Source organism: Lysobacter enzymogenes (assembly GCF_023617245.1).
Lineage (GTDB): Bacteria > Pseudomonadota > Gammaproteobacteria > Xanthomonadales > Xanthomonadaceae > Lysobacter > Lysobacter yananisis.
In genome coordinates this window covers 5,172,171-5,190,683 of the sequence record NZ_CP067396.1, presented here as the reverse complement: position 1 = coordinate 5,190,683, position 18,513 = coordinate 5,172,171, and the positions used below count along the sequence as shown (strand labels likewise).

Genomic DNA, 18,513 nt, shown 5'->3' with positions numbered 1-18,513 from the left:
CGCGCCAGCCGCGCTACGCGTCGCCCTTATCGACGGACCGCCCATGCCCCCCGAATCGCTTCCCGCCCCGCCCCTGGACTGGCGCACCAAACTCGCCCATCCCGACGCCGCCGCGCCGCCGGGCTTCCGCTCGCTCGTCACCCCGGTCTACCGCGGCTCGACCACCGTGTTCGCCAGCGCCGCGCACGTGCACGACCACTGGGACCGGCGCGAAACCCCGTACACCTACGGTCTGTACGGCACCCCGACCACGCTGGAGCTGGCCGCGCGCATCGCCGAGCTGGAAGGCGGCGGCCTGACCTTCATCGCCCCGGGCGGGCAGGCCGCGATCGCCCTGGTCGACCTGGCCGTGCTCAAGGCCGGCGGCCATGTGCTGATTCCCGACTGCATCTACGGCCCGCACCGCGAGTTCTCCGACCGCTGGCTGAGCCGCTGGAACATCCGCGCCGAGTACTACGACCCGATGATCGGCGCCGGCATCGCCGCGCTGCTGCGCCCGCAGACCCAGTTGGTGTGGTGCGAGAGCCCGGGCTCGGTGACGATGGAAGTGCAGGACGTGCCGGCCATCGCCGCCGCCGCCCACGCCGCCGGCGTCCCGGTGGCGCTGGACAACACCTATGCGGCCGGCGTGTTCTTCGACGCCTTCGGCCACGGCGCCGACATCGCGGTGCAGGCGCTGACCAAGTACATCGGCGGCCACAGCGACCTGCTGCTGGGCTCGGTCACCGTGCGCGACGAGGCGTTGTACCGCGCGCTCGGCGACGCCCAGCAACTGCTCGGCATGGGCGTCTCGCCCGACGATTGCAGCCTGGCGCTGCGCGGCCTGCAGACCTTGGGCGTGCGCCTGGACCACCTGCAGCGCAGCACGCTCGAGGTCGCGCAGTGGCTGCAGGCGCAGCCGCGAGTCGCGCGCGTGCGTCATCCGGCGTTGCCGGGCAGCCCCGGGCACGAGATTTGGAAGCGCGACTTCACCGGCTCGGCCAGCGTGTTCTCGGTCGAGTTCGACGCCGCGCTGGCGCAGGACGACCTGATCGCCTTCATCGACCGCCTGCGCCTGTTCAAGATCGGCTACAGCTGGGGCGGCACCACCAGCCTGGTGGTGCCGCAGTTCTCGCTGCACCGCGACCTGCCGCGGGCCGGCCGCAATCTGGTGCGCTTCAACATCGGCCTGGAGCGCAGCGACGACCTGATCGAGGACCTGCGCGCCTCGCTGGCGCGCCTGCCGGGCTGAGCGCTGGCGCGTGGGCGTGGGTGAAACCACGAAGCAGCGCACGTTCGCAATGCGACACCGTCCCGGCCGGCGCAGCTGTGGCGTCGGCCGGCGCGCCTAACATCGCAGGACCGGCGCCGTGCGGCGCCGGCGGGCCCGGGCCCGACCATTGGCGATGCGAAGGAGAGCCACGATGAAGAAGCAAGGGACGATGCAGGCGAGGACGCTGGCGGCGCTCGCCGCGTTCGTGTTCGGCAGCGCGGCGGCGATGAGCGCCGGCGCCAACAGCTACGACTGCCAGCTGTGCTGGGACAATTACCACCGCTGCAAGAACACGCCGGAGTTCTGCGATGGGCAGTTGCAGGAATGCCTGCTGCGCGGCGACGGCAAGTACCCCTGTCCGCCGGCCTGAGCCGGGGCTGAGCCAGCCGGGCCGACGCGGCGATGCGCGGCCCGGCCGGCGCGTCGCGGCAGGAATTCGCGCGTATCGGTTCCGGCGCGGCGCGTGCGGCGCATTGCGAACAACAAGGCCGGCGTGGGCGCGATATCGGGCGGACGACCTGCTGCCGCCGCGCGTGCCCGGCGGCGCAACGTCCGCGGCGGAGGCAGCGCGAACGCGCTTGCGGCGGCGCGCGCCGCCGGAAAGTCGCAACAGTTTGTAACGAGTTTTCCATGATGTGCGTTCGCGCACGCGATTGCGTGCGCGGCGAAGCCGGGCGGGGCCTGCATACGGCGAACGCAACGTGGAAATGCGGATTTTGAGTGTATTTCGCGAGTATTAAGTGCCCAAAAAATCAGCTAATTAGCCTGTAAAAACGTAAAAAACATGATTCCCCGTATCAAAAAATGCAGGTCGCATAGGGAGAACGGCTATCGTGTGCGTTTGTTCAATTCCATACGCCACGTTCTCCCGGAGCGACCGATGAAGCACCAACGCATGACCCTGAGCCTGGAAGCGGGCGAGATGGCCGAACTCGAACAGATGGCCAAGCGCGGCAACTCCAACAAGACCGAGGTGATCCGGCGCGCGGTGCGCATCCACATGCTGCTGGAGCAGATGCGCAGCGAAGGCAAGGAACTGCACGTGCAGGACCAGCCGGATTCGCGCCAACTGGAGCGGCTGGTTTTCATCTGAGTCGCGCGGCCTGCGCAACCCGCGCGTGTTTCGATCGCGGTCGAGCCATGCAAGCGTCGGTAGCGCATAGCGACGCGACGGTTCGCCGCAACGGCCGCCGCCGTATCACGGCCGCGAGCCGCGCGTCTTGATCCGGATCAAGGCGTGCGCATGCCAGACCATGCGTACGCGCTCGCGCTACGCCGCAGCGCAGGCGACCGGCCGCGCTATTGCCGCTGCCTGCGAATCGTTCCATGCTTTCTGTGCCTTTCTTCCATAGCTGCCGTGCCAGTGAGCGCGATGCCTCCCAAATCCAGCGACGCCGTCGCGGCCGCGCAGCCGCGGCTGCTGCTGGTCGACGACGACGCCGACATCCTCGCCCTGCTGGTGCGTTACCTCGGCGCCAACGGTTGCAAGACCGCGACCGCGGCCAGCGCGGCGCAGGCGCGCGCGACCGTGGCCGCGGGCGGGATCGATCTGGTGCTGCTGGACCTGGGCCTGCCCGACGAGGACGGCCTGTCGCTGCTGCGCCACCTGCAGACCCAATGGCGCGGGCCGGTGATCGTGGTCAGCGGGCGCGGCGAAGCGGTCGATCGCGTGGTCGGGCTGGAACTGGGCGCCGACGACTACGTGGCCAAGCCGTTCGACCTGCGCGAACTGCTGGCGCGGGTGCGTTCGGTATTGCGCCGCGCCGCCGCGCCGGCGCCGGCGGCCGAATGCCTGGCGTTCGAAGGCTTCCGCCTGGACCTGTCGGCGCGCCGACTCACCGACGCGACCGGCGCCGAGATCGCGCTGACCACCGGCGAGTTCCAACTGTTGCGCGCGCTGCTGCAGCGGCCGCAGCAGGTGCTCAGCCGCGACGAACTCATGACCGCGCTGCACGGCCGCGAGGCCGGGCCGTACGACCGCACCATCGACGTCGCCATCGGCCGGCTGCGGCGCAAGATCGAGGCCGATCCGGCCGCGCCGGGCCTGATCAAGGCGGTGCGCGGCGCCGGCTACCTGTTCGCCGCCGCGGTCAGCGCGCGATGAGCGCGCGCGCGTCCTTCGCCGACCTGTTCGAGGCGGTGCCCGACGCGCTGCTGCTGGTCGACGGCGAGGGCCGCATCGTCCAGGCCAACGCCCAGGCCGAACGCTTGTTCGGCTACGCGCCCGGCGCGTTGTTGCGGTTGCCGGTCGAGGCGCTGATCCCGGCCGCCGCGCGCGAGCGCCACCGCCGCTATCGCGAGCACTACATGGCCAAGCCGCACGTGCGGCCGATGGGCGTGACCGGGCAAAGCCTGATCGGGCTGCGCCCGGACGGCACCCAGTTCCCGGTCGAGATCGCGCTGAGCCCGATGGGCGGCGAACACGGGCCGCGCTATCTGGCCTCGGTGCGCGACATCTCCGAGACCCAGCGCGCGCGCCAGGCGCTGGTGCGCGCGCGCTACGACGCCTTGGCCGCGCGCATCGGCCAACTGGCGCTGGAAGCGCAGGACGAATCGGGCGTGGTCGACGCGCTGCCGCGATTGCTCGCCGCCGCGCTGGACATCGCCACGGTGGCGGTGCTGTTCGTATCCGGCGACCGCCAGAGCGTGGAAGTGCGCGCCAGCGTCGGCCTCGACGAAGGCGACGCCGTGGCGCCGGGCCTGGACGAGGCTTTGTTGCTGGCGCAGATCGGTGCCGGCGAAACCGTGCTGGCGGAGGACCTCGCCACTGCCGCGGCGGCGCGCTTCGCCCTGCCCGCGAGCGCCGGCAGCGGCGTGCTGGTGCCGCTGCTCGACCGCGGCCGGCCGATGGGCGCGCTGCTGGCGCTGGCGCCGCAGCCGCGCCACTTCGACCACGACGCGCTGCACCTGTTGCGCTCGGTCGCCAACCTCGCCGCCGCGTTCGTGCAGCGCCGCCGCACCGAGGAGCAACTGGCGCATTCGCAGCGGCTGGACGCGATCGGCCAGCTTACCGGCGGCATCGCCCACGATTTCAACAACCTGCTCACGGTGATGTCCGGCAGCCTGCAGTTGCTGGAAATGGAATGCGCGGACAAGCCCGAGGCCGGCGAGCTGATCGCCAGCGCGCTGCGTTCGGTCGGGCGCGGCGCCGAACTGACCGGCAAGCTGCTGGCGTTCGCCCGGCGCCAGCGCCTGAGCCCGCGCGCGGTCGACGTGCCGGCGCTGTTGGGCGATGTCGAGAGCATGCTCAAGCGCACGCTCGGCGACAGCGTGCATCTGCATGTGGAATGCGGCGCCGGGCTGCCGCCGGCGTACGCCGATCCGGGGCAACTGGAGGCGGCGCTGCTGAACTTGGCCTTGAACGCGCGCGATGCGATGCCGCGCGGCGGCGAGATCGCGATCGAGGCCGGCGCCCATCGGGTCGCCGCCGAGCGCCGCGCCGGCGACGGCGAGGCGGAACTGGCGGCCGGCGACTACCTGCGCCTGGCGGTGGCCGACACCGGCCGCGGCATGGCGCCGGAAACCCTGGCACGGGCGATGGAACCGTTCTTCACCACCAAGGAAGCCGGGCGCGGCAGCGGCCTGGGCCTGAGCATGGTCTACGGCTTCGCCAAGCAGAGCGGCGGACACCTGCGCATCGACAGCGCGCTGGGCTATGGCACCCGGGTGGAACTGTTCCTGCCCGTTGCGCGCGCGCGCGCCGAGGCGCCGGCACCGGCCGCCGGCGCGCACGCGAGCGGCCGCGGCGAGACCGTGCTGGTGGTCGAGGACGATGCGGCGGTGCGCGCGATCGCGGTGGCGTTCCTGCGTTCCTGCGGTTATCGCGTGGTCGCGGTCGACAACGCCGCCGAGGCCTTGCGCTATCTCGCCGGCGACGGCGAGGCGGCGGCGATGTTCAGCGACGTGATGCTCGGCGAGGGCATGAACGGCAAGGAGTTGGCGGCGGCGGCGCGGCGGTTGCGCGCGGCCTTGCCGGTGGTGCTGACCTCCGGCTACGAAACCCCGGCGGTCGCCGCGGGCGAAAGCTTCGACCTGCTGCGCAAGCCTTACCGGCGAGAACAGGTGGCCGCCGCGATCGCGCGCGCGATCGCGGCCGGCCGCGACGGCGGCTAGCGCAAAGCGCCGCCTGCCTGTGGGAGCGCCTTCAGGCCCGACGCTTTCGGCTCCGATGCGATACGGTTGGGTTGCGGCCTGATCGAAAAGCGTCGGGGCTGAAGCCCCTCCCACAACATTGCTGCGAAGCTTTCGAGTCCTTCGGTCCTTCAGTGCACGCGGCCGCCCGCGGCGAGCAATCCGCTCAGCGCGGCGCGATCGCGCAGGACGATCTCGCGGCCGGCGACTTCGATCAGCCCGCGCGCCTGCAGCCGCGACAGCGAACGCGCCACCGTTTCCAGGGTCAGCGAGAGGAAATTGCCGAGTTCGGCGCGGGTCATGCGCAGTTGCAGGCATTCGCCGCTGAAGCCCAGCGCCTGCAGGCGCGCGGCCAGGTCGAACAAGAAGGTCACCACGCGCTGGTCGGCGCCGAGCGTGCCCAGCGCCAGCATCCAGTTCCAATCGCGGCGGATCTCCTGCGCCAGCAGCGCGGTGATCCGCTCCTGGAACTGCGGGCGTTCGTTGCGCAGCCGCGCGAACGGGACTTCCCACAGCTCGCCGGTATCCAGCGCGACCGCGTCGCAGGCGTAGGCGTTCATGTCCAGCGCGTCCAGGCCGAGCAGGTCGCCGCGCATGCGGAAGCCAGTGATCTTCTCGCGCCCGTCTTCGCTGACCAGCGCGGTCTTGAAGAAACCCGCGTGAACCAGGTACAGCGCGGTGCGCGGCTGGCCGGCGCGGAACACGTGCTGCTTGGCGCGCACGCGCCGGCGCTGCAGCGGCAGGCCCAGGCGCGGCAGCTCGCGCTGCAGCCACGATTCCAGCGCGGCGTCGTCGGCCTGCGATGCCGCGGCGAAACCGCCGCCGGCGAACTCTGCAGCGGCGAAGTCGGCGGCGAGGCCGGTTTCGGCGGAGACGGTGCGGTCGAGCAGCATAGCGGCGGTTCCGGTTCGGCGTGTGGGCTGCGCACAGGCTAGGCGCGCGGCCGCGCGCGGCGATGCGGAGGCGGTAACCGGCGGTAACGGTTTGTAACGCCGACGCCGGCGCGCGAAGTTGATCCCGATCAACAAGATCTTGCGCACCGCGTGCACAGTGACTGCGAGCGGGCGCGTCCCGCGTCCGCCGGACCCGCGCCCCGTGACCCGCCTGACCCGATTCACCGATCCGCACGCCGTCGACCTGTGGGACACCCGGTTCCGCTGGCGCAGCGGCGAGCGCCTGCGCGACCGCACGGTCGACGCCACCTGGCAGCGGGTGGCGTCGACGTTGGCGGCGGTCGGCGGCGACAGCGGTTACTGGTGCAGCCGCTACGTCGCCGCGTTCGGCGCCTGGCAGGTTCTGCCCGATCCGCGCCTGCTGCGCCGCGCCGGCACCGATCGCGCGATGCCGCCGCTGCGCGCGCCGCGCGCCGCGCTCAACGCCGGCGCGTTCGTGCTCGACGCCGGCAGCGCGCGCGCGCGCTTCGATCACGACCGCTTCGCCATCGCCGCGGCGCTGGCGGTGCGCATGCTCGACGATGCCGCGGTGGCGTTCGGCGCCGACAGCGGCCGCCTGCGTGTGGAAGTGGGCGTGATCGGCCTGGCCGATGCGTTGGCGCGGATGGGCGTGGACTACCTGGGCGACGCGGCGCCGGCGCAAACGCAGGCGATCGCCCGTTCGCTGGCGCTGGGCTGCCTGCAAGGCGCCGGGCGGCTGTCGCGCGAGCGCGGCGCGCGCGCGGGCGACGACGAGTTGGCCGCGGCATGGACCGCCCGCGAAGTGCCGGCAGCCCTGGCCGAAGCGGTCTCCGCCAATCGCCGCCACGCCCGCCTGACCCGGGTGCGGCCGCAGCCGGCGTTGGCGCGGCTGGCCAACGGCGCCAGCGACGGCATCGAGCCGGCGCGCGGCGCGGCCGAACCTGGCCCGCTGCGCGCAGCCAGGACGCGGATAGCCGCGGCGATGCAGCCGTGGATCGACGCGCCGGTGCGGACGCGGTCGTAGGTTTCTGCAGCCCGTGTAGGAGCGGCGCGAGCCGCGACCGCGACACCTCGCTTGCGGCGAAACTTTCGTTTCGTCGTCGTGTGGCCGGCCGGGTGGCGGCGGTCTCGGCGTAGCCGCGGTGGCACGGTCGCGACTTGCGTCGCTCCTACAGGAAGCGGCCGCGGCATCGGCACCGCCCTGTAGGAGCGGCGCGAGCCGCGACCGCGACACCTCGCTTGCGGCGAAACTTTCGTTTCGTCGTCGTGTGGCCGGCCGGGTGGCGGTGGCTTCGGTGTAGCCGCGGTGGCACGGTCGCGACTTGCGTCGCTCCTACAGGGAGCGGCCGCGGCATCGGTACCGTCCTGTAGGTCCTGTAGGAGCGGCGCGAGCCGCGACCGCGACACCGCGCTTGCGGTGGAAGCGTTGTTTCGTCGTCGTGTGGCCGCTCGGATGGAAGCGAAAGCCTCCGACGCGGCCTCAGTGACCGAAGAACACCGGCAGTTGCGCCGACAGCAGCAGTTCCCGGGTCACTCCGCCCAACACCCATTCGCGCAGGCGCGAATGGCCGTAGCCGCCGGCGACCAGCAGTTGCACGCCGCTGCGTTCGGCGTAGTCGAGCAGCACTTCGGCGACGCTGTGCTCGCCCGCGCGCAGGTTGACCAGGTCGGTGGGGATGCTGTGGCGGACCAGGTGGGCGACCATGCGCCGGGCCGAGTCCAGCGCGGGGTCGTCGTCGCCGCGGCCGATCACCACCAGTTCCACCAGGCCGGCGTCGGCCAGCAGCGGCAGCGCGTCGTGCACGGCGCGCGCGGTCGGGCGCGTGGGTTGCCAGGCGACCATCGCCCGCCGCAGCGGCAGGGTCGGGCCGCTGGCGGGCGGCACCACCAGCACCGGGCGGCCGGATTCGAGCAGCAGCGCGGTGAACCAGGCGTGCAGCGCGGCGGCGCCATCGGCGCGGCCGCCGCTGCCGGCGAGCAGGCACAGGTCGGCGTCGAAGGCTTCGCGCGCCACCGTGTGCGGCGCGTCGGCGTACAGCGCCTCGACCGCGCGCGCGTCCCAGCACACGGTTTCGTCGTCCAGGCGCGCCTTGAGTTCGGCCAGGCGCTGTTGGCCGCGTTCGCGCAGCGCGTCGTACACGCCGCCGCCGGTCGGGTCGGGGACCATGTCCCAGGCATGGCTGATCGGCACCGGCAGGTCGACGCTTTCCAGCACCGACAGCCGGGCGCTGTGGCGCGCGGCGAGTTTCACCGCCAGGCGCAGCGCGTCGGCGTCGCCGGCGCTGCCGGTCATCGGGATCATCAGGTCCTTGTACATGTGCGCTCTCCGCGGCCGGATCGGCTCCGGCCCGTTTGCCGCCTGTCCGCGCGCGCCGGCCCGCGCGGCGCTGGCCTGGGTCGTGCCGGTCCCGGCGCGTGGCCGCCGCCGCCCGTTCATTAGCGCCGGCCGGGCGCGCGCGGTGTTGATCCGGATCAAGCCGCGGCGGTGACCGGCGGCGGCGTTCGCCGCGCGCGGGCGCGAACCCGCGCACAACGCGTGGAGAAACAGGACGGGCACCGCGGCCTCGCCGGCGCGGCACCGGCCCGATCGGCGGGCGGCTTGACCTGGATCAACACGCCATCGGCTGCGTTCGCGTCGAATGCTCGCAGATTCCCCGGGAGCCGGCCGTGAAAAGTCCGCAAGCGCAGGTCGATGAACGCGGCGCCGCCGCGTCGCCGCCGCGCTGGCGCGCGGCGCTGTTGCGCCGCATCGCGCTGACCATCGCCGCCAAGCTGGCGCTGCTGACGCTGCTGTACCTGCTGTTCTTCTCGCCCTCGCACCGCCCGCCGGTCGACGCCGGCGCGGTCGACCGGCTCCTCCTGCAAGCAAGGTGAACCCCATGCCGGACCTGTACGTCGTCGATCTGTCGCGCCTGCAATTCGCGCTGACAGCGCTGTATCACTTCCTGTTCGTGCCGCTGACCATCGGCCTGGCGCTGATCATGGCGATCATGGAAAGCGTTTACGTGATGAGCGGGCGCGCGATCTGGAAACAGATGACCCGGTTCTGGGGCGTGCTGTTCGGGATCAACTTCGCCATGGGCGTGGCCACCGGCATCACCATGGAATTCCAGTTCGGCACCAACTGGGCCTATTACTCGCATTACGTCGGCGACATCTTCGGCGCGCCGCTGGCGATCGAAGGGCTGATGGCGTTCTTCCTGGAGAGCACGTTCGTCGGCCTGTTCTTCTTCGGCTGGGATCGGCTCAGCAAGCTGCAGCACCTGACCGTGACCTGGCTGACCGCGCTCGGCGCGAACCTGTCGGCGCTGTGGATCCTGATCGCCAACGGCTGGATGCAGAACCCGGTCGGCGCGGAATTCAACTTCCACACCATGCGCATGGAGATCACCGACTTCGCCGCGGTGGTGTTCAACCCGGTCGCGCAGGCCAAGTTCGTCCACACCGTCAGCGCCGGCTACGTCACCGGCGCGATGTTCGTGCTGTCGATCAGCGCCTGGTACCTGCTGCGCGGGCGCAACGTCGAGATTGCCAAACGCTCGATGGTGGTCGCGGCCAGCTTCGGCCTGGCCTCGGCGCTGTCGGTGGCGGTGCTCGGCGACGAGAGCGGCTACACCGCGTCGGAAAACCAGAAGATGAAGGTCGCCGCGATCGAGGCCGAGTGGCGCACCCATCCGGCACCGGCCGCGTTCACCGCGTTCGGCATCCCCGACATGGAAAAGCGCGAGACCGCGCACGCGATCCGCATTCCGTGGGCGCTGGGCCTGATCGCCACGCGTTCGCTCGACGGCGAGGTGGCCGGCATCCACGACCTGGTCGAGGACAACCGCGAACGCATCCGCCGCGGCATCGGCGCCTACCAAGCGCTGCGCGAACTGCGAGCCGACCGCGACGACGCCGAAAAACAAGCCGCGTTCATGGCCCTGCGCGACGACCTCGGCTTCGGCCTGCTGACCCTGCGCTACACCGCGGACCCGGCCAGCGCCGACGAGGCGATCATCGAACGCGCCGCGTGGAGCACGGTGCCGAACGTGCCGGTGCTGTTCTGGTCGTTCCGGATCATGGTCGCGCTGGGGTTCTACTTCATCGTCCTGTTCGCCGCGGCGTTCTGGCTGGCCACGCGCAACCGCCTGGAAACGCGCTGGTTCCTGCGCATCGCGCTGTACAGCCTGCCGCTGCCGTGGGTCGCGGCGGAGCTGGGCTGGATCGTGGCCGAGGTCGGCCGCCAGCCCTGGGCCATCGACGGCGTGCTGCCGACCTTCCTCGGCGTGTCGGCGACCAACTCCACCCAGGTGATCGCCAGCCTGGTCGGCTTCGTCGTGCTCTACACCGGGTTGGCCGTGGTCGACGCGGTGCTGATGCTGCGCGCGATCCGCTCCGGACCCGACCGGCTGAAGTTCTGGCCCGCCACCCGCACCGCGCCCGCCGCGCACACCGCCTGAGGCCACGACCATGATCGACTACGCACTGTTGCGCGAACTGTGGTGGCTGCTGCTGGGCGTGCTGCTGATCGGCTTCGCCCTCACCGACGGCTACGACCTGGGCTTGGGCGCGATCCTGCGCCTGATCGGTCGCGACGACGTCGAACGGCGCATGGCGCTGGAGGCGATCGAACCGAACTGGGAAGGCAACCAGGTCTGGTTCATCCTCGGTGGCGGCGCGGTGTTCGCGGCGTGGCCGCTGTTGTACGCGGCGTCGTTCTCGGCGTTGTACTTCGCCATGTTCCTGTTGCTGGTGGCGCTGATCCTGCGTCCGGTCGGCTTCGCCTTCCGCAACCGTCTGCCGCACGCGCGCTGGCGCGGCGCCTGGGACTGGGCGCTGACCATCGCCGGCGCGGTGCCGTCGCTGGTGTTCGGCGTCGCGTTCGGCAACCTGTTCCTGGGCGTGCCGTTCCACTTCACCGAGCAGCTGCTGCCGGTGTTCGACGGCAGTTTCCTCGGTCTGTTCCATCCGTTCGCGTTGCTGGCCGGCGTGGTGAGCCTGGCGATGCTGGTGATGCACGGCGCCAGCTATGCGGCGATGCGGGTCGAAGACCCGGTCGGCGCGCGCGCGCGGCGTATCGCCCGCATCGCCGCGGCGGCGACGATCGCCGCGTTCGCCGGCGCCGGCGTGTGGCTGCGTTCGCTGCCGGGCACGGCGATAGTAGGCGCGTGGAACACCGGCGCGCCGTCGGACCCGCTGGCCAAGCAGGCCATCGCCGTCGACGGCGGCTGGCTGGCGAACTACGCGCTGCAGCCGTGGCTGATCGCGCTGCCGGCGCTGGCGTTCGCGGCGTTGCTGGCGGTGGCGCTGCTGCGCTCGCGGCGCTGGAGCTTCATCGCCAGCGGCGTCGCGGTGGCCTGCATCATCCTCACCGCCGGCGCCTCACTGTTCCCGTTCTTGATGCCCTCGGCCACCGATCCCGCGCACGGCCTGACCGTGTGGGACGCGTCCTCCAGCCAGCGCACGCTGGGGATCATGCTGGTGGCCGCGGCGATCTTCCTGCCGCTGATCCTGGCCTACACCGCGTGGGCGTTCCGGGTCATGCGCGGCACCATCACCCGCGCCCATGTACAGGCGCAGGGCGAACACGAAGGAGGTTACTGATGTGGTACTTCGCCTGGATCCTCGGTTTGGCCCTGGCCTGCAGCTTCGGCGTGCTCAACGCGATGTGGTTCGAGATGCGCGAGGACGACGAACAGTCGCGCGCGCAGGCGCGGCGGGGCCGTTGATGGACGTCGCCGACGCCGCCGAGCGCGCCGCGCCCGCCGGCGGCTGGGCGCGCGCGCTGTCGCTGCTGCTGGCCGCGTCGCTGTCGCTGGCGCTGTTGTTCCTGCCGGCCATGCGCGGCGCCGAACTCGGCCCCGGCGCGCACGGCCTGCTGACGCCGCTGGTGGCGGCGATCTGCGCCGGCTTCGTCCACGGCGTCGGTTTCCGCCCGCGGCGAGCCTGGGCGCGCGCGTTGCTGCATCCGGCGCTGCTGTGGCCGCTGATGCTGGGGCTGGCCGCGCTGTGGACGCGCAGCCTGCTGTAGCGCCTCAGCGCTGGGCGGTGGCGAGCTTGGCCGCGAGCCCGGCGAACACCGCCGCGGCGGCGCGGTTCATCCAGCGCTGGGCGCGCTGCGAACGCGCGAAGCGCTGGCCGACCGCGCCCGCGCTCAGCGCCAGCGCGCCGAACACCAGCGCGGTGGCGAGGATGAACGTCGCGCCCAGCGCCAACATCTGCAGGGTCACCGAGCCGGCCTGCTTATCGACGAACTGGGGCAGGAACGCGAGAAAGAAGATCGAGACCTTGGGGTTGCTGACGTTCATGACGATGCCGCGCAGGTACAGCCTGCCGGCGTTGCCGCGCGCGCCTGCGCCGGCGTCGATCGCCATCGCCGGGGCGCGCAGCGACTGCCAGGCCAGGTACAGCAGATAGGCTGCGCCGGCGTACTTGAGCAGATCGAAGGCCAGCCGCGAGCGCTCGAACAGCGCCGCCACGCCGAGCGCGACCGCGGCGGTGTGGACCAGCAGGCCGCTGCACAGTCCCAGCACCACCCACAACCCGGCGCGCTTGCCGCGCAGCGCCGACTGGGTCAGCACGAACACGTTGTCCGGGCCCGGCACCACGGCCAGGAACAGCGCGGTGGCGAAGAAGGCGGCGAGGGTCTGCGGGTCCATGGGCGGCTCCGGGGCGGGGTTTCATTGGAGGCGAGCGCGGGGCGGCGCGCAAGCGGCGCGCATGGCCTCGGTCTCTCCGTGTAGGAGCGGCGCAAGCCGCGACCGCGCGACCGTCCGCGCCGTCGCGGGCCTGTCTCGCGCGTGCGGCTTCGAACCGGGACCGCGGGTCGCGCCGGCGGGCGCTGTGGCGCGGTCGCGGCTTGCGCCGCTCCTACAGGGGCTTCCGGCCGCTTCATCGCGCGTTGGCCGCGTTTCGTCGCCGCGGATCGCGGACCGGTCGCAGACCCGGGCGCGCGGCGGCGCGACGGGCGAGGCTGGCGTCTTCCCGCGAAAGGAGTCCGCCGATGAACCCGTCCCGTCCCCCGCATCCCCTCCTGGCCGGCGCCGCCCTCGCGGCGGCCCTGGCCGCCGCCGCGCCCGCCATCGCCGCGCCGGCCCAGTCCGTCGCCGCCGCTGACGGGTCGTCGTCCGCGCTCGCCGCCGCGCTGCGCGCCCGCCTCGACGGCGACCGCAGCGGCGCCTGCTGGGCCGCGGCGCTGATCGACGGCGAGCGCGTGCAGCGCGCCTTCGCCTGCGTCGATCCGCGACACGCCGCGCGCATCGGCCCGGACGCCGCGTTCGAGATCGGCTCGATCAGCAAGACCATGACCGCCGCGCTGCTGGCCGAACTGATCCGCGCCGGCCGCGCCTCGCTCGACGATCCGCTGGCCGATTACCTGCCGGCCGGCGCGCGCGTGCCGGCGTTCGAAGGCCGGCCGATCCGCCTGCGCGACGTGGTCACCCATCGCTCCGGGTTGCCCGCGTTGCCGCCGGGCGTGGCGCTGGACCCGGCCGATCCCTACGCCCGGCTCGACATCGCCACGCTGGTCGGCGCGCTCGCGAAGGTCGAGCTCAGTGCGCCGCCGGGCCGCGACTTCGCCTATTCCAACTACGCGATGATGCTGCTGTCCTACGCGGTCGCGCACCGCGCCGGAACCGACTACGAAACCCTGCTGCGGCAAGGCCTGCTGCAGCCGTTGGGCATGCGCGGCGCCTACGTGGACCGCGCGCCCGAGGGCGTGCGCGCGGTCGCCGGGCGGCTGCCCAACGGCCAGGCCACGCCGGCCTGGCGCTTCGGCGCCGACCTGGCCGGCGTCGGCGGGGTGCGCGCCACCCTCGACGACATGGTCCGCTACGCCCAGACCGGGCTGGCGCGCGAGGCGGCGCCCGACGAGGACGCCATCGCCGCCGTGCAGCGGACCCTGCAACCGTTGCCGGGCCAGCCGCCGATGGGGATGAACTGGATGCTGCTGGAACACGGCGGCCGCACCCTGGCCGAACACGCCGGCGGCACCGGCGGCTTCTCGTCCTACCTCGCCCTGGACCGTGCGCGCGGCCGCGCCGTGGTGCTGCTGTCGGACACCTCGCTGAGCGCGACCGGCGGGTTGGCCGGATTCGGCCGCCATCTGCTCGACCCGGACTTCCCCGCCGAGCGCGCGCGCAAGGCGGCCACGCCGGATGCGGCCTTGCTCGACGGCTTGGTCGGCGACTACTCGCTGGCCGGCTTGCCGACCACGCTGCGCCGGCGCGGCGGCGCGCTGACCGTGCAGGCGCAGGGGCAGCCCGAGTTCGAGTTGGGTTACGACGACCACGGCGATTTCTACCCGCTGCAGTTCGATGCGCTGCTGCGCCCGCTGCGCGGCGCCGACGGCTGCTACGGCTTCGTGTGGAACCAGGGCGGCGGCAGCGTGGCGGCGCAGCGCAGCGCGCCGGCCGCCACGTCGGCGCCCGCCGAAGCAGCGCCCACCAAAGCCGCACCCTCCAAAGCGGCACCCGCCAAAGCCGCTCCGGCGCCGGCCGCGCAGCGCCTGCGCGATTTCGTCGGCGACTACCCGCTGGCGCCGGGCTTCGTGCTGAGCATCGGCGAACGCGACGGCGCGCTGTACGCGCAGGCCACCGGCCAGGGGGCGCTGCGCCTGCTCGCCGACGGCGCCGACCGCTTCCGCACAGAAGGCGTGGACGCGCGGATCGCGTTCGAACGCGGCAGCGATGGCAAGATCGCCGGACTGACCCTGCACCAGAACGGACAAGCGATTCATGCCCCGCGCCGCTGACGCCGCCCCGCCAAGCCCTGCCGGACCCGCGCTCGACCGCGCGCTGCCCGCCGACGTGCAGATCGGCGGGCACCAGGTGTGGGACCGCTACAAGCGCTATCCGGTGTTCAGCCGGCCGTGGCTGCGCGGGCGCAGCGCGATGTTCGCGCTGGTGGCGACGCTGTTCGCCGCCGCCACCGCGGTCGGCGTGTACGTGATGAGCCGTTCCTGGGCCTCGGCGCTGGTCAGCGCGCCGCTGCAGTTCGCGTTCTGGATGGTGGTCACCTCGGCCGGCCCGGCCCTGGCCGTGGCGGTGCGCCATCGGCGCTGGCCGCTGCGGCGCGAGCGCGCGGCGATCTTCGCGGCGATCGCGCTGGGCGTGGTGCTGGCGTTCCTGGCCGATGCGGCGGCCTCGAAGTGGACGGTCGAACTGATGGGCGAGCGGGCGCGCCAGACCGTCGCCCAGGTCTCGGCGCCGCCGCCGCCGGCCTGGCGTTGGCTGTTGGCCGCGCTGTCGCTGGCGCTGGAAGGCCTGCTGTACGCGCTGCTCGGCGGCGCGCTGGCGCTGTACGCCTACCTGAGCGAGGCCTCGCGCTGGCAGGCCAGCCTCGAGCGCCGCCGCTATCTCGCGCTCGACGAGAGCAACCGCCGCACCGAACTGCAGCTGGGCGTGCTGCAGGCCCAGGTCGAGCCGCATTTCCTGTTCAACACCCTGGCCTCGGTGCGCGCGCTGGTGCGGCCCGATCCGCAGCGCGCGGAGGCGACGCTGGACGCCTTGGTCGGCTATCTGCGCGCCACCATCCCCAAGTTGCGCGAAGGCGAGGCGCGGCTGGACGCGGAGCTGGGCCAGCAACTCGACATCTGCGCCAGCTATCTCGAAGTGATGCGGCTGCGCACCGACGGCCGGCTCAGCCACGCGGTGCAGGCGCCGGCGGCGGTGCGGTTGCTGCCGTGCCCGCCGCTGCTGCTGATCCCGCTGGTGGAGAACGCGGTCAAGCACGGCATCGAACCGCGCAGCGGCCCGGGCCGGATCGAACTGCGCGCGCGCCGCGACGGCGACTGGCTGGAACTGGAAGTCGCCGACGACGGCGTCGGCCTGCGCACCGGCGTCGGCGGCGGCGTGGGCTTGGCCAACGTGCGCGCGCAACTCGCCGCGCGCTTCGGCGAGCGCGCCACGCTGCAGCTGTGCTCGCGCCGCGAGGGCGGCACGCTGGCGCGGGTGCGCCTGCCGCTGGAGCGCCCGGCATGAGCGAGCGCATCCTCGCCGTGCTCGCCGAAGACGAAGCGCCGCAGCGGCAGGCGTTGCTGGAGGCGCTGGCGCAGGCGTGGCCCGAACTCGACGTCGCCGCCTGCGAGGACGGCGATGAAGCCCTGGAGGCGGTGCGCGCGCTGCGTCCGCAGGTCGCGTTCCTGGACATCCGCATGCCCGCGGTCGGCGGCCTGGACGTCGCGCGCGAAGCCATCGCCGGCGGCGCGCTGGTGGTGTTCACCACCGCCTACGACGAATACGCGGTGCGCGCGTTCGAAGCCGGCGCCGCCGACTACCTGCTCAAGCCGGTGAGCCGCGAGCGCCTCGACCAAGCGGTGGCGCGCGTGCGCGAGCGCCTGCGCCAGGCCCGCCCGGACGACTGGCGCGCGCGCCTGGATGCGCTGGAGGCGCAGTTGCGGCCGCAGGGCGACCGGTTGATCCGCTGGATCGGCGCCAGCGTCGGCGACAGCGTGCGCATGATCGGCATCGACGAAGTCGTGTACTTCCAGGCCCAGGAGAAATACGTGCGGGTGGTGACCGGCGACGGCGAAGCGCTGGTGCGCACGCCGGTCAAGGAACTGCTGGCCGGGCTCGACCCGGCACTGTTCTGGCAGGTGCACCGCGGCCTGGTGGTGCGGGTGGCGGCGATCGACCGCGTGCGCCGCAACGAACTGGGCCGGCACGAGCTGAGCTTGAAAGCGCGCGCGGAAATATTGCCGGTGAGCGCGGCGTTCGCGAGCCGCTTTCGCGGGATGTAGCGCGCGCGCCGCGACTTCGCGCACAGCTTCGGGCTGAACCGTACAGCCGCGGCGTGAAATCGCGCCAACGCCGCGTTAACGAAACGATGAGGGCGCTGAAGCCGCGCTGCACGGCGATGCGCGTCGGCGCGCGCAGGCGCGCTTCGTCACCGTGCGCCAACCTGCGCTGGGCGAGGATCGATCCACAAGCTTCGGGCCGCATCGGCACCGCAGCGCACACACGCAGCCAGGAGGATCCCATGCTTCATTACGCCGTCGTGTTCTTCGTCATCGCCCTGATCGCCGCCGTGCTGGGCTTCACCGGCATCGCCGGCGCGGCCAGCAACATCGCCTGGATCCTGTTCGTGGTGTTCGTGGTGCTGGCGATCATCTCGCTGCTGCGCGGCCGTCGTCCGGCGGCATGACCCAAGCGCGAGTCCTCGCAACCCGATGCGGCGCGCGGCGCCGCCCAGCCGGACCGGTTCGCCGGTCCGGCTTCGTTTTGGGCGCAGGGCCGGTGTGCGCGGTCGTGCTGTTCTGATCGCGTGTTTTATCGCGCGCGCTTGCGTGGCGCGGCGGCTTCGCCGGCCGGCGAAGCCAGCGCGGCGCGTATTTGCGGCGCCTGCGCCCGCAGGTGATCCCACAGCCGCGTGGCCACCGGCCCGTGCGCGCGGTCGCGGCGGCGCGCGGCGACCAGGCGCTCGCTGCGGCCCGGCAGGTGGCGCCCGGCGATCGACAGCAAGCGGCCGTCGGCGAGTTCGGCGGCGACCAGAAAATGCGGCATATGCCCCCAGGCCAGGCCGTGCGCGATCAGGTCCTTCTTCATCGACTGATCGGCCACCGTGCACTGCGGCGCGCCGTCGATGGTGAAGTAGTCCACCGGCGGCGAATGTCGCGCGCTGTCGCGCATCACGCATTGGGTGAGCCCGCGCAGTTGCGCGGGCCGGATCGCGCGGTCGATCGGGAACGGCAGGAAGCCCGGCGCGACCACCGGCACCATCCGCACCTCGCCGAGCGCGATCGTCTCCAACTGCGCGTCGCCGGCCTCGGCGCGGTGCACGATCAAGTCGGCGCTGTCGTCGAACAGGCGCTCGCGCGGACCGCTGACCGATTCGAAATGCAGGTGCAGGCGGGTGTGGGCGCAATCGGCGAAGAAGCGGCCGAGCAGGGCCAGCGCCTGCGGCCGCGGACACAGGTCGCCGAGCACGATGTGCAGCTCGCTTTCCTCGCCCATCGCCAGTTGCTCGGCATGGCTGCGCAGCGCCTGCATTTCGGCGAGCAGGCCTTGCGCGCGGCGGTGGAACGAGCGTCCGGCCGCGGTCGCCGCGACCCGGTAGCCGCTGCGGTCGAGCAGGGGCAGCCCGGTCTGCCGCTCCAGCCGCGCCACCGCGGCGAACACCGCCGGATGCGAGCGGTGCAGGCGCGCGGCCGCGGCCTGGAAGCCGCCGGCCTGGATCACCGCGTCGAAGCATTGCAGGTCGTGCAGGGTGAATCCGGACATGGCGGCCTATGTTCCG

The 18,513-nt window shown here is 72.5% G+C and carries 19 protein-coding genes; 15 read left to right on the top strand and 4 right to left on the bottom strand.

Translation table 11 applies throughout. The features are described from left to right. Nucleotides 1-43 precede the first annotated feature (43 nt). The 5 genes from JHW41_RS21520 (at nt 44) to JHW41_RS21500 (ending at nt 5,365) form a co-directional block, all read left to right on the top strand. Nucleotides 44-1,231, top strand: a complete 1,188-nt coding sequence (locus JHW41_RS21520) for a cystathionine beta-lyase (protein WP_250446760.1) — start codon at nt 44-46, stop codon at nt 1,229-1,231. 172 nt (nt 1,232-1,403) lie between these two features. Next, entirely contained in the window at nt 1,404-1,622 is a 219-nt protein-coding gene (locus tag JHW41_RS21515) for a hypothetical protein (protein ID WP_057946173.1), read from the top strand. Between the two features lie 510 nt (nt 1,623-2,132). Continuing rightward, entirely contained in the window at nt 2,133-2,345 is a 213-nt protein-coding gene (locus JHW41_RS21510; protein ID WP_057946174.1) for a ribbon-helix-helix protein, CopG family, read from the top strand. 279 nt (nt 2,346-2,624) lie between these two features. Next, nucleotides 2,625-3,356, top strand: a complete 732-nt coding sequence (locus tag JHW41_RS21505; protein WP_250446742.1) for a response regulator — start codon at nt 2,625-2,627, stop codon at nt 3,354-3,356. Continuing rightward, entirely contained in the window at nt 3,353-5,365 is a 2,013-nt protein-coding gene (locus JHW41_RS21500) for a PAS domain S-box protein (protein ID WP_250446739.1), read from the top strand. Before JHW41_RS21505 ends, JHW41_RS21500 begins: the two co-directional genes overlap by 4 nt. 149 nt (nt 5,366-5,514) lie before the next feature. Here the strand turns inward: JHW41_RS21500 and JHW41_RS21495 are convergent, their stop codons facing one another. Then, complete coding sequence (locus tag JHW41_RS21495) at nt 5,515-6,276, bottom strand: helix-turn-helix domain-containing protein (protein WP_250446736.1); 762 nt, start codon at nt 6,274-6,276, stop codon at nt 5,515-5,517. 202 nt (nt 6,277-6,478) lie between these two features. On the opposite strand from JHW41_RS21495, the gene JHW41_RS21490 reads away from it, so the two are divergent. Further along, a complete protein-coding gene (locus JHW41_RS21490; protein ID WP_250446717.1) occupies nt 6,479-7,321 on the top strand; it encodes a hypothetical protein in 843 nt (280 codons plus the stop codon). Nucleotides 7,322-7,777: 456 nt separating this feature from the next. Here the strand turns inward: JHW41_RS21490 and JHW41_RS21485 are convergent, their stop codons facing one another. Then, the gene (locus JHW41_RS21485) at nt 7,778-8,614 is read right to left on the bottom strand and encodes a universal stress protein (RefSeq protein WP_250446698.1); all 837 of its coding nucleotides are present in this window, start codon (nt 8,612-8,614) and stop codon (nt 7,778-7,780) included. Nucleotides 8,615-8,964: 350 nt separating this feature from the next. On the opposite strand from JHW41_RS21485, the gene cydP reads away from it, so the two are divergent. Genes cydP through JHW41_RS21460 form a run of 5 tightly spaced genes read left to right on the top strand, consistent with a single transcriptional unit; the run spans nt 8,965 to nt 12,310 of the window. Next, nucleotides 8,965-9,171, top strand: coding sequence for a cytochrome oxidase putative small subunit CydP (gene cydP / locus JHW41_RS21480; protein WP_078996585.1), 207 nt, complete (start codon nt 8,965-8,967; stop codon nt 9,169-9,171). Between the two features lie 5 nt (nt 9,172-9,176). Next, nucleotides 9,177-10,739, top strand: coding sequence for a cytochrome ubiquinol oxidase subunit I (locus JHW41_RS21475; protein ID WP_078996586.1), 1,563 nt, complete (start codon nt 9,177-9,179; stop codon nt 10,737-10,739). A gap of 10 nt (nt 10,740-10,749) precedes the next feature. Continuing rightward, nucleotides 10,750-11,883, top strand: a complete 1,134-nt coding sequence (cydB, locus tag JHW41_RS21470) for a cytochrome d ubiquinol oxidase subunit II (RefSeq protein WP_250446695.1) — start codon at nt 10,750-10,752, stop codon at nt 11,881-11,883. Beyond that, nucleotides 11,883-12,008, top strand: a complete 126-nt coding sequence (gene cydX, locus JHW41_RS21465; protein ID WP_078996588.1) for a cytochrome bd-I oxidase subunit CydX — start codon at nt 11,883-11,885, stop codon at nt 12,006-12,008. Before cydB ends, cydX begins: the two co-directional genes overlap by 1 nt. After that, nucleotides 12,008-12,310, top strand: coding sequence for a cyd operon YbgE family protein (locus JHW41_RS21460; protein ID WP_250446678.1), 303 nt, complete (start codon nt 12,008-12,010; stop codon nt 12,308-12,310). The genes cydX and JHW41_RS21460 overlap by 1 nt, the downstream gene beginning before the upstream one ends. A gap of 4 nt (nt 12,311-12,314) precedes the next feature. On the opposite strand, the gene JHW41_RS21455 is transcribed toward JHW41_RS21460, so the two are convergent. Next, nucleotides 12,315-12,938 carry a LysE family translocator gene (locus JHW41_RS21455; RefSeq protein WP_250446676.1) on the bottom strand — a complete coding sequence of 208 codons (624 nt, stop codon included), beginning with the start codon at nt 12,936-12,938 and terminating at the stop codon, nt 12,315-12,317. 344 nt (nt 12,939-13,282) lie between these two features. Between JHW41_RS21455 and JHW41_RS21450 the strand changes: the two genes are divergently transcribed. From JHW41_RS21450 to JHW41_RS21435, 4 genes are all read left to right on the top strand, one after another. Beyond that, nucleotides 13,283-15,031 carry a serine hydrolase gene (locus JHW41_RS21450; RefSeq protein WP_250446659.1) on the top strand — a complete coding sequence of 583 codons (1,749 nt, stop codon included), beginning with the start codon at nt 13,283-13,285 and terminating at the stop codon, nt 15,029-15,031. After that, complete coding sequence (locus JHW41_RS21445) at nt 15,015-16,259, top strand: sensor histidine kinase (RefSeq protein ID WP_250446656.1); 1,245 nt, start codon at nt 15,015-15,017, stop codon at nt 16,257-16,259. The genes JHW41_RS21450 and JHW41_RS21445 overlap by 17 nt, the downstream gene beginning before the upstream one ends. Continuing rightward, the gene (locus tag JHW41_RS21440) at nt 16,256-17,017 is read left to right on the top strand and encodes a LytR/AlgR family response regulator transcription factor (protein WP_250446653.1); all 762 of its coding nucleotides are present in this window, start codon (nt 16,256-16,258) and stop codon (nt 17,015-17,017) included. The genes JHW41_RS21445 and JHW41_RS21440 overlap by 4 nt, the downstream gene beginning before the upstream one ends. Before the next feature lie 239 nt (nt 17,018-17,256). Beyond that, the gene (locus JHW41_RS21435) at nt 17,257-17,421 is read left to right on the top strand and encodes a DUF1328 domain-containing protein (protein ID WP_078996594.1); all 165 of its coding nucleotides are present in this window, start codon (nt 17,257-17,259) and stop codon (nt 17,419-17,421) included. 125 nt (nt 17,422-17,546) lie between these two features. Here the strand turns inward: JHW41_RS21435 and JHW41_RS21430 are convergent, their stop codons facing one another. Beyond that, nucleotides 17,547-18,497, bottom strand: a complete 951-nt coding sequence (locus JHW41_RS21430; RefSeq protein ID WP_250446649.1) for a LysR family transcriptional regulator — start codon at nt 18,495-18,497, stop codon at nt 17,547-17,549. Between the last annotated feature and the right edge of the window lie 16 nt (nt 18,498-18,513).

What these genes read in the sequence shown, in the direction of transcription:
- JHW41_RS21520 (WP_250446760.1), top strand. Translation starts at nt 44, where the DNA reads ATGCCCCCCGAATCGCTTCCCGCCCCGCCCCTGGACTGGCGCACCAAA.
- JHW41_RS21515 (WP_057946173.1), top strand. Translation starts at nt 1,404, where the DNA reads ATGAAGAAGCAAGGGACGATGCAGGCGAGGACGCTGGCGGCGCTCGCC.
- JHW41_RS21510 (WP_057946174.1), top strand. Translation starts at nt 2,133, where the DNA reads ATGAAGCACCAACGCATGACCCTGAGCCTGGAAGCGGGCGAGATGGCC.
- JHW41_RS21505 (WP_250446742.1), top strand. Translation starts at nt 2,625, where the DNA reads ATGCCTCCCAAATCCAGCGACGCCGTCGCGGCCGCGCAGCCGCGGCTG.
- JHW41_RS21500 (WP_250446739.1), top strand. Translation starts at nt 3,353, where the DNA reads ATGAGCGCGCGCGCGTCCTTCGCCGACCTGTTCGAGGCGGTGCCCGAC.
- JHW41_RS21495 (WP_250446736.1), bottom strand. Translation starts at nt 6,276, where the DNA reads ATGCTGCTCGACCGCACCGTCTCCGCCGAAACCGGCCTCGCCGCCGAC.
- JHW41_RS21485 (WP_250446698.1), bottom strand. Translation starts at nt 8,614, where the DNA reads ATGTACAAGGACCTGATGATCCCGATGACCGGCAGCGCCGGCGACGCC.
- JHW41_RS21475 (WP_078996586.1), top strand. Translation starts at nt 9,177, where the DNA reads ATGCCGGACCTGTACGTCGTCGATCTGTCGCGCCTGCAATTCGCGCTG.
- cydB (WP_250446695.1), top strand. Translation starts at nt 10,750, where the DNA reads ATGATCGACTACGCACTGTTGCGCGAACTGTGGTGGCTGCTGCTGGGC.
- cydX (WP_078996588.1), top strand. Translation starts at nt 11,883, where the DNA reads ATGTGGTACTTCGCCTGGATCCTCGGTTTGGCCCTGGCCTGCAGCTTC.
- JHW41_RS21460 (WP_250446678.1), top strand. Translation starts at nt 12,008, where the DNA reads ATGGACGTCGCCGACGCCGCCGAGCGCGCCGCGCCCGCCGGCGGCTGG.
- JHW41_RS21455 (WP_250446676.1), bottom strand. Translation starts at nt 12,938, where the DNA reads ATGGACCCGCAGACCCTCGCCGCCTTCTTCGCCACCGCGCTGTTCCTG.
- JHW41_RS21450 (WP_250446659.1), top strand. Translation starts at nt 13,283, where the DNA reads ATGAACCCGTCCCGTCCCCCGCATCCCCTCCTGGCCGGCGCCGCCCTC.
- JHW41_RS21445 (WP_250446656.1), top strand. Translation starts at nt 15,015, where the DNA reads ATGCCCCGCGCCGCTGACGCCGCCCCGCCAAGCCCTGCCGGACCCGCG.
- JHW41_RS21440 (WP_250446653.1), top strand. Translation starts at nt 16,256, where the DNA reads ATGAGCGAGCGCATCCTCGCCGTGCTCGCCGAAGACGAAGCGCCGCAG.
- JHW41_RS21435 (WP_078996594.1), top strand. Translation starts at nt 17,257, where the DNA reads ATGCTTCATTACGCCGTCGTGTTCTTCGTCATCGCCCTGATCGCCGCC.
- JHW41_RS21430 (WP_250446649.1), bottom strand. Translation starts at nt 18,497, where the DNA reads ATGTCCGGATTCACCCTGCACGACCTGCAATGCTTCGACGCGGTGATC.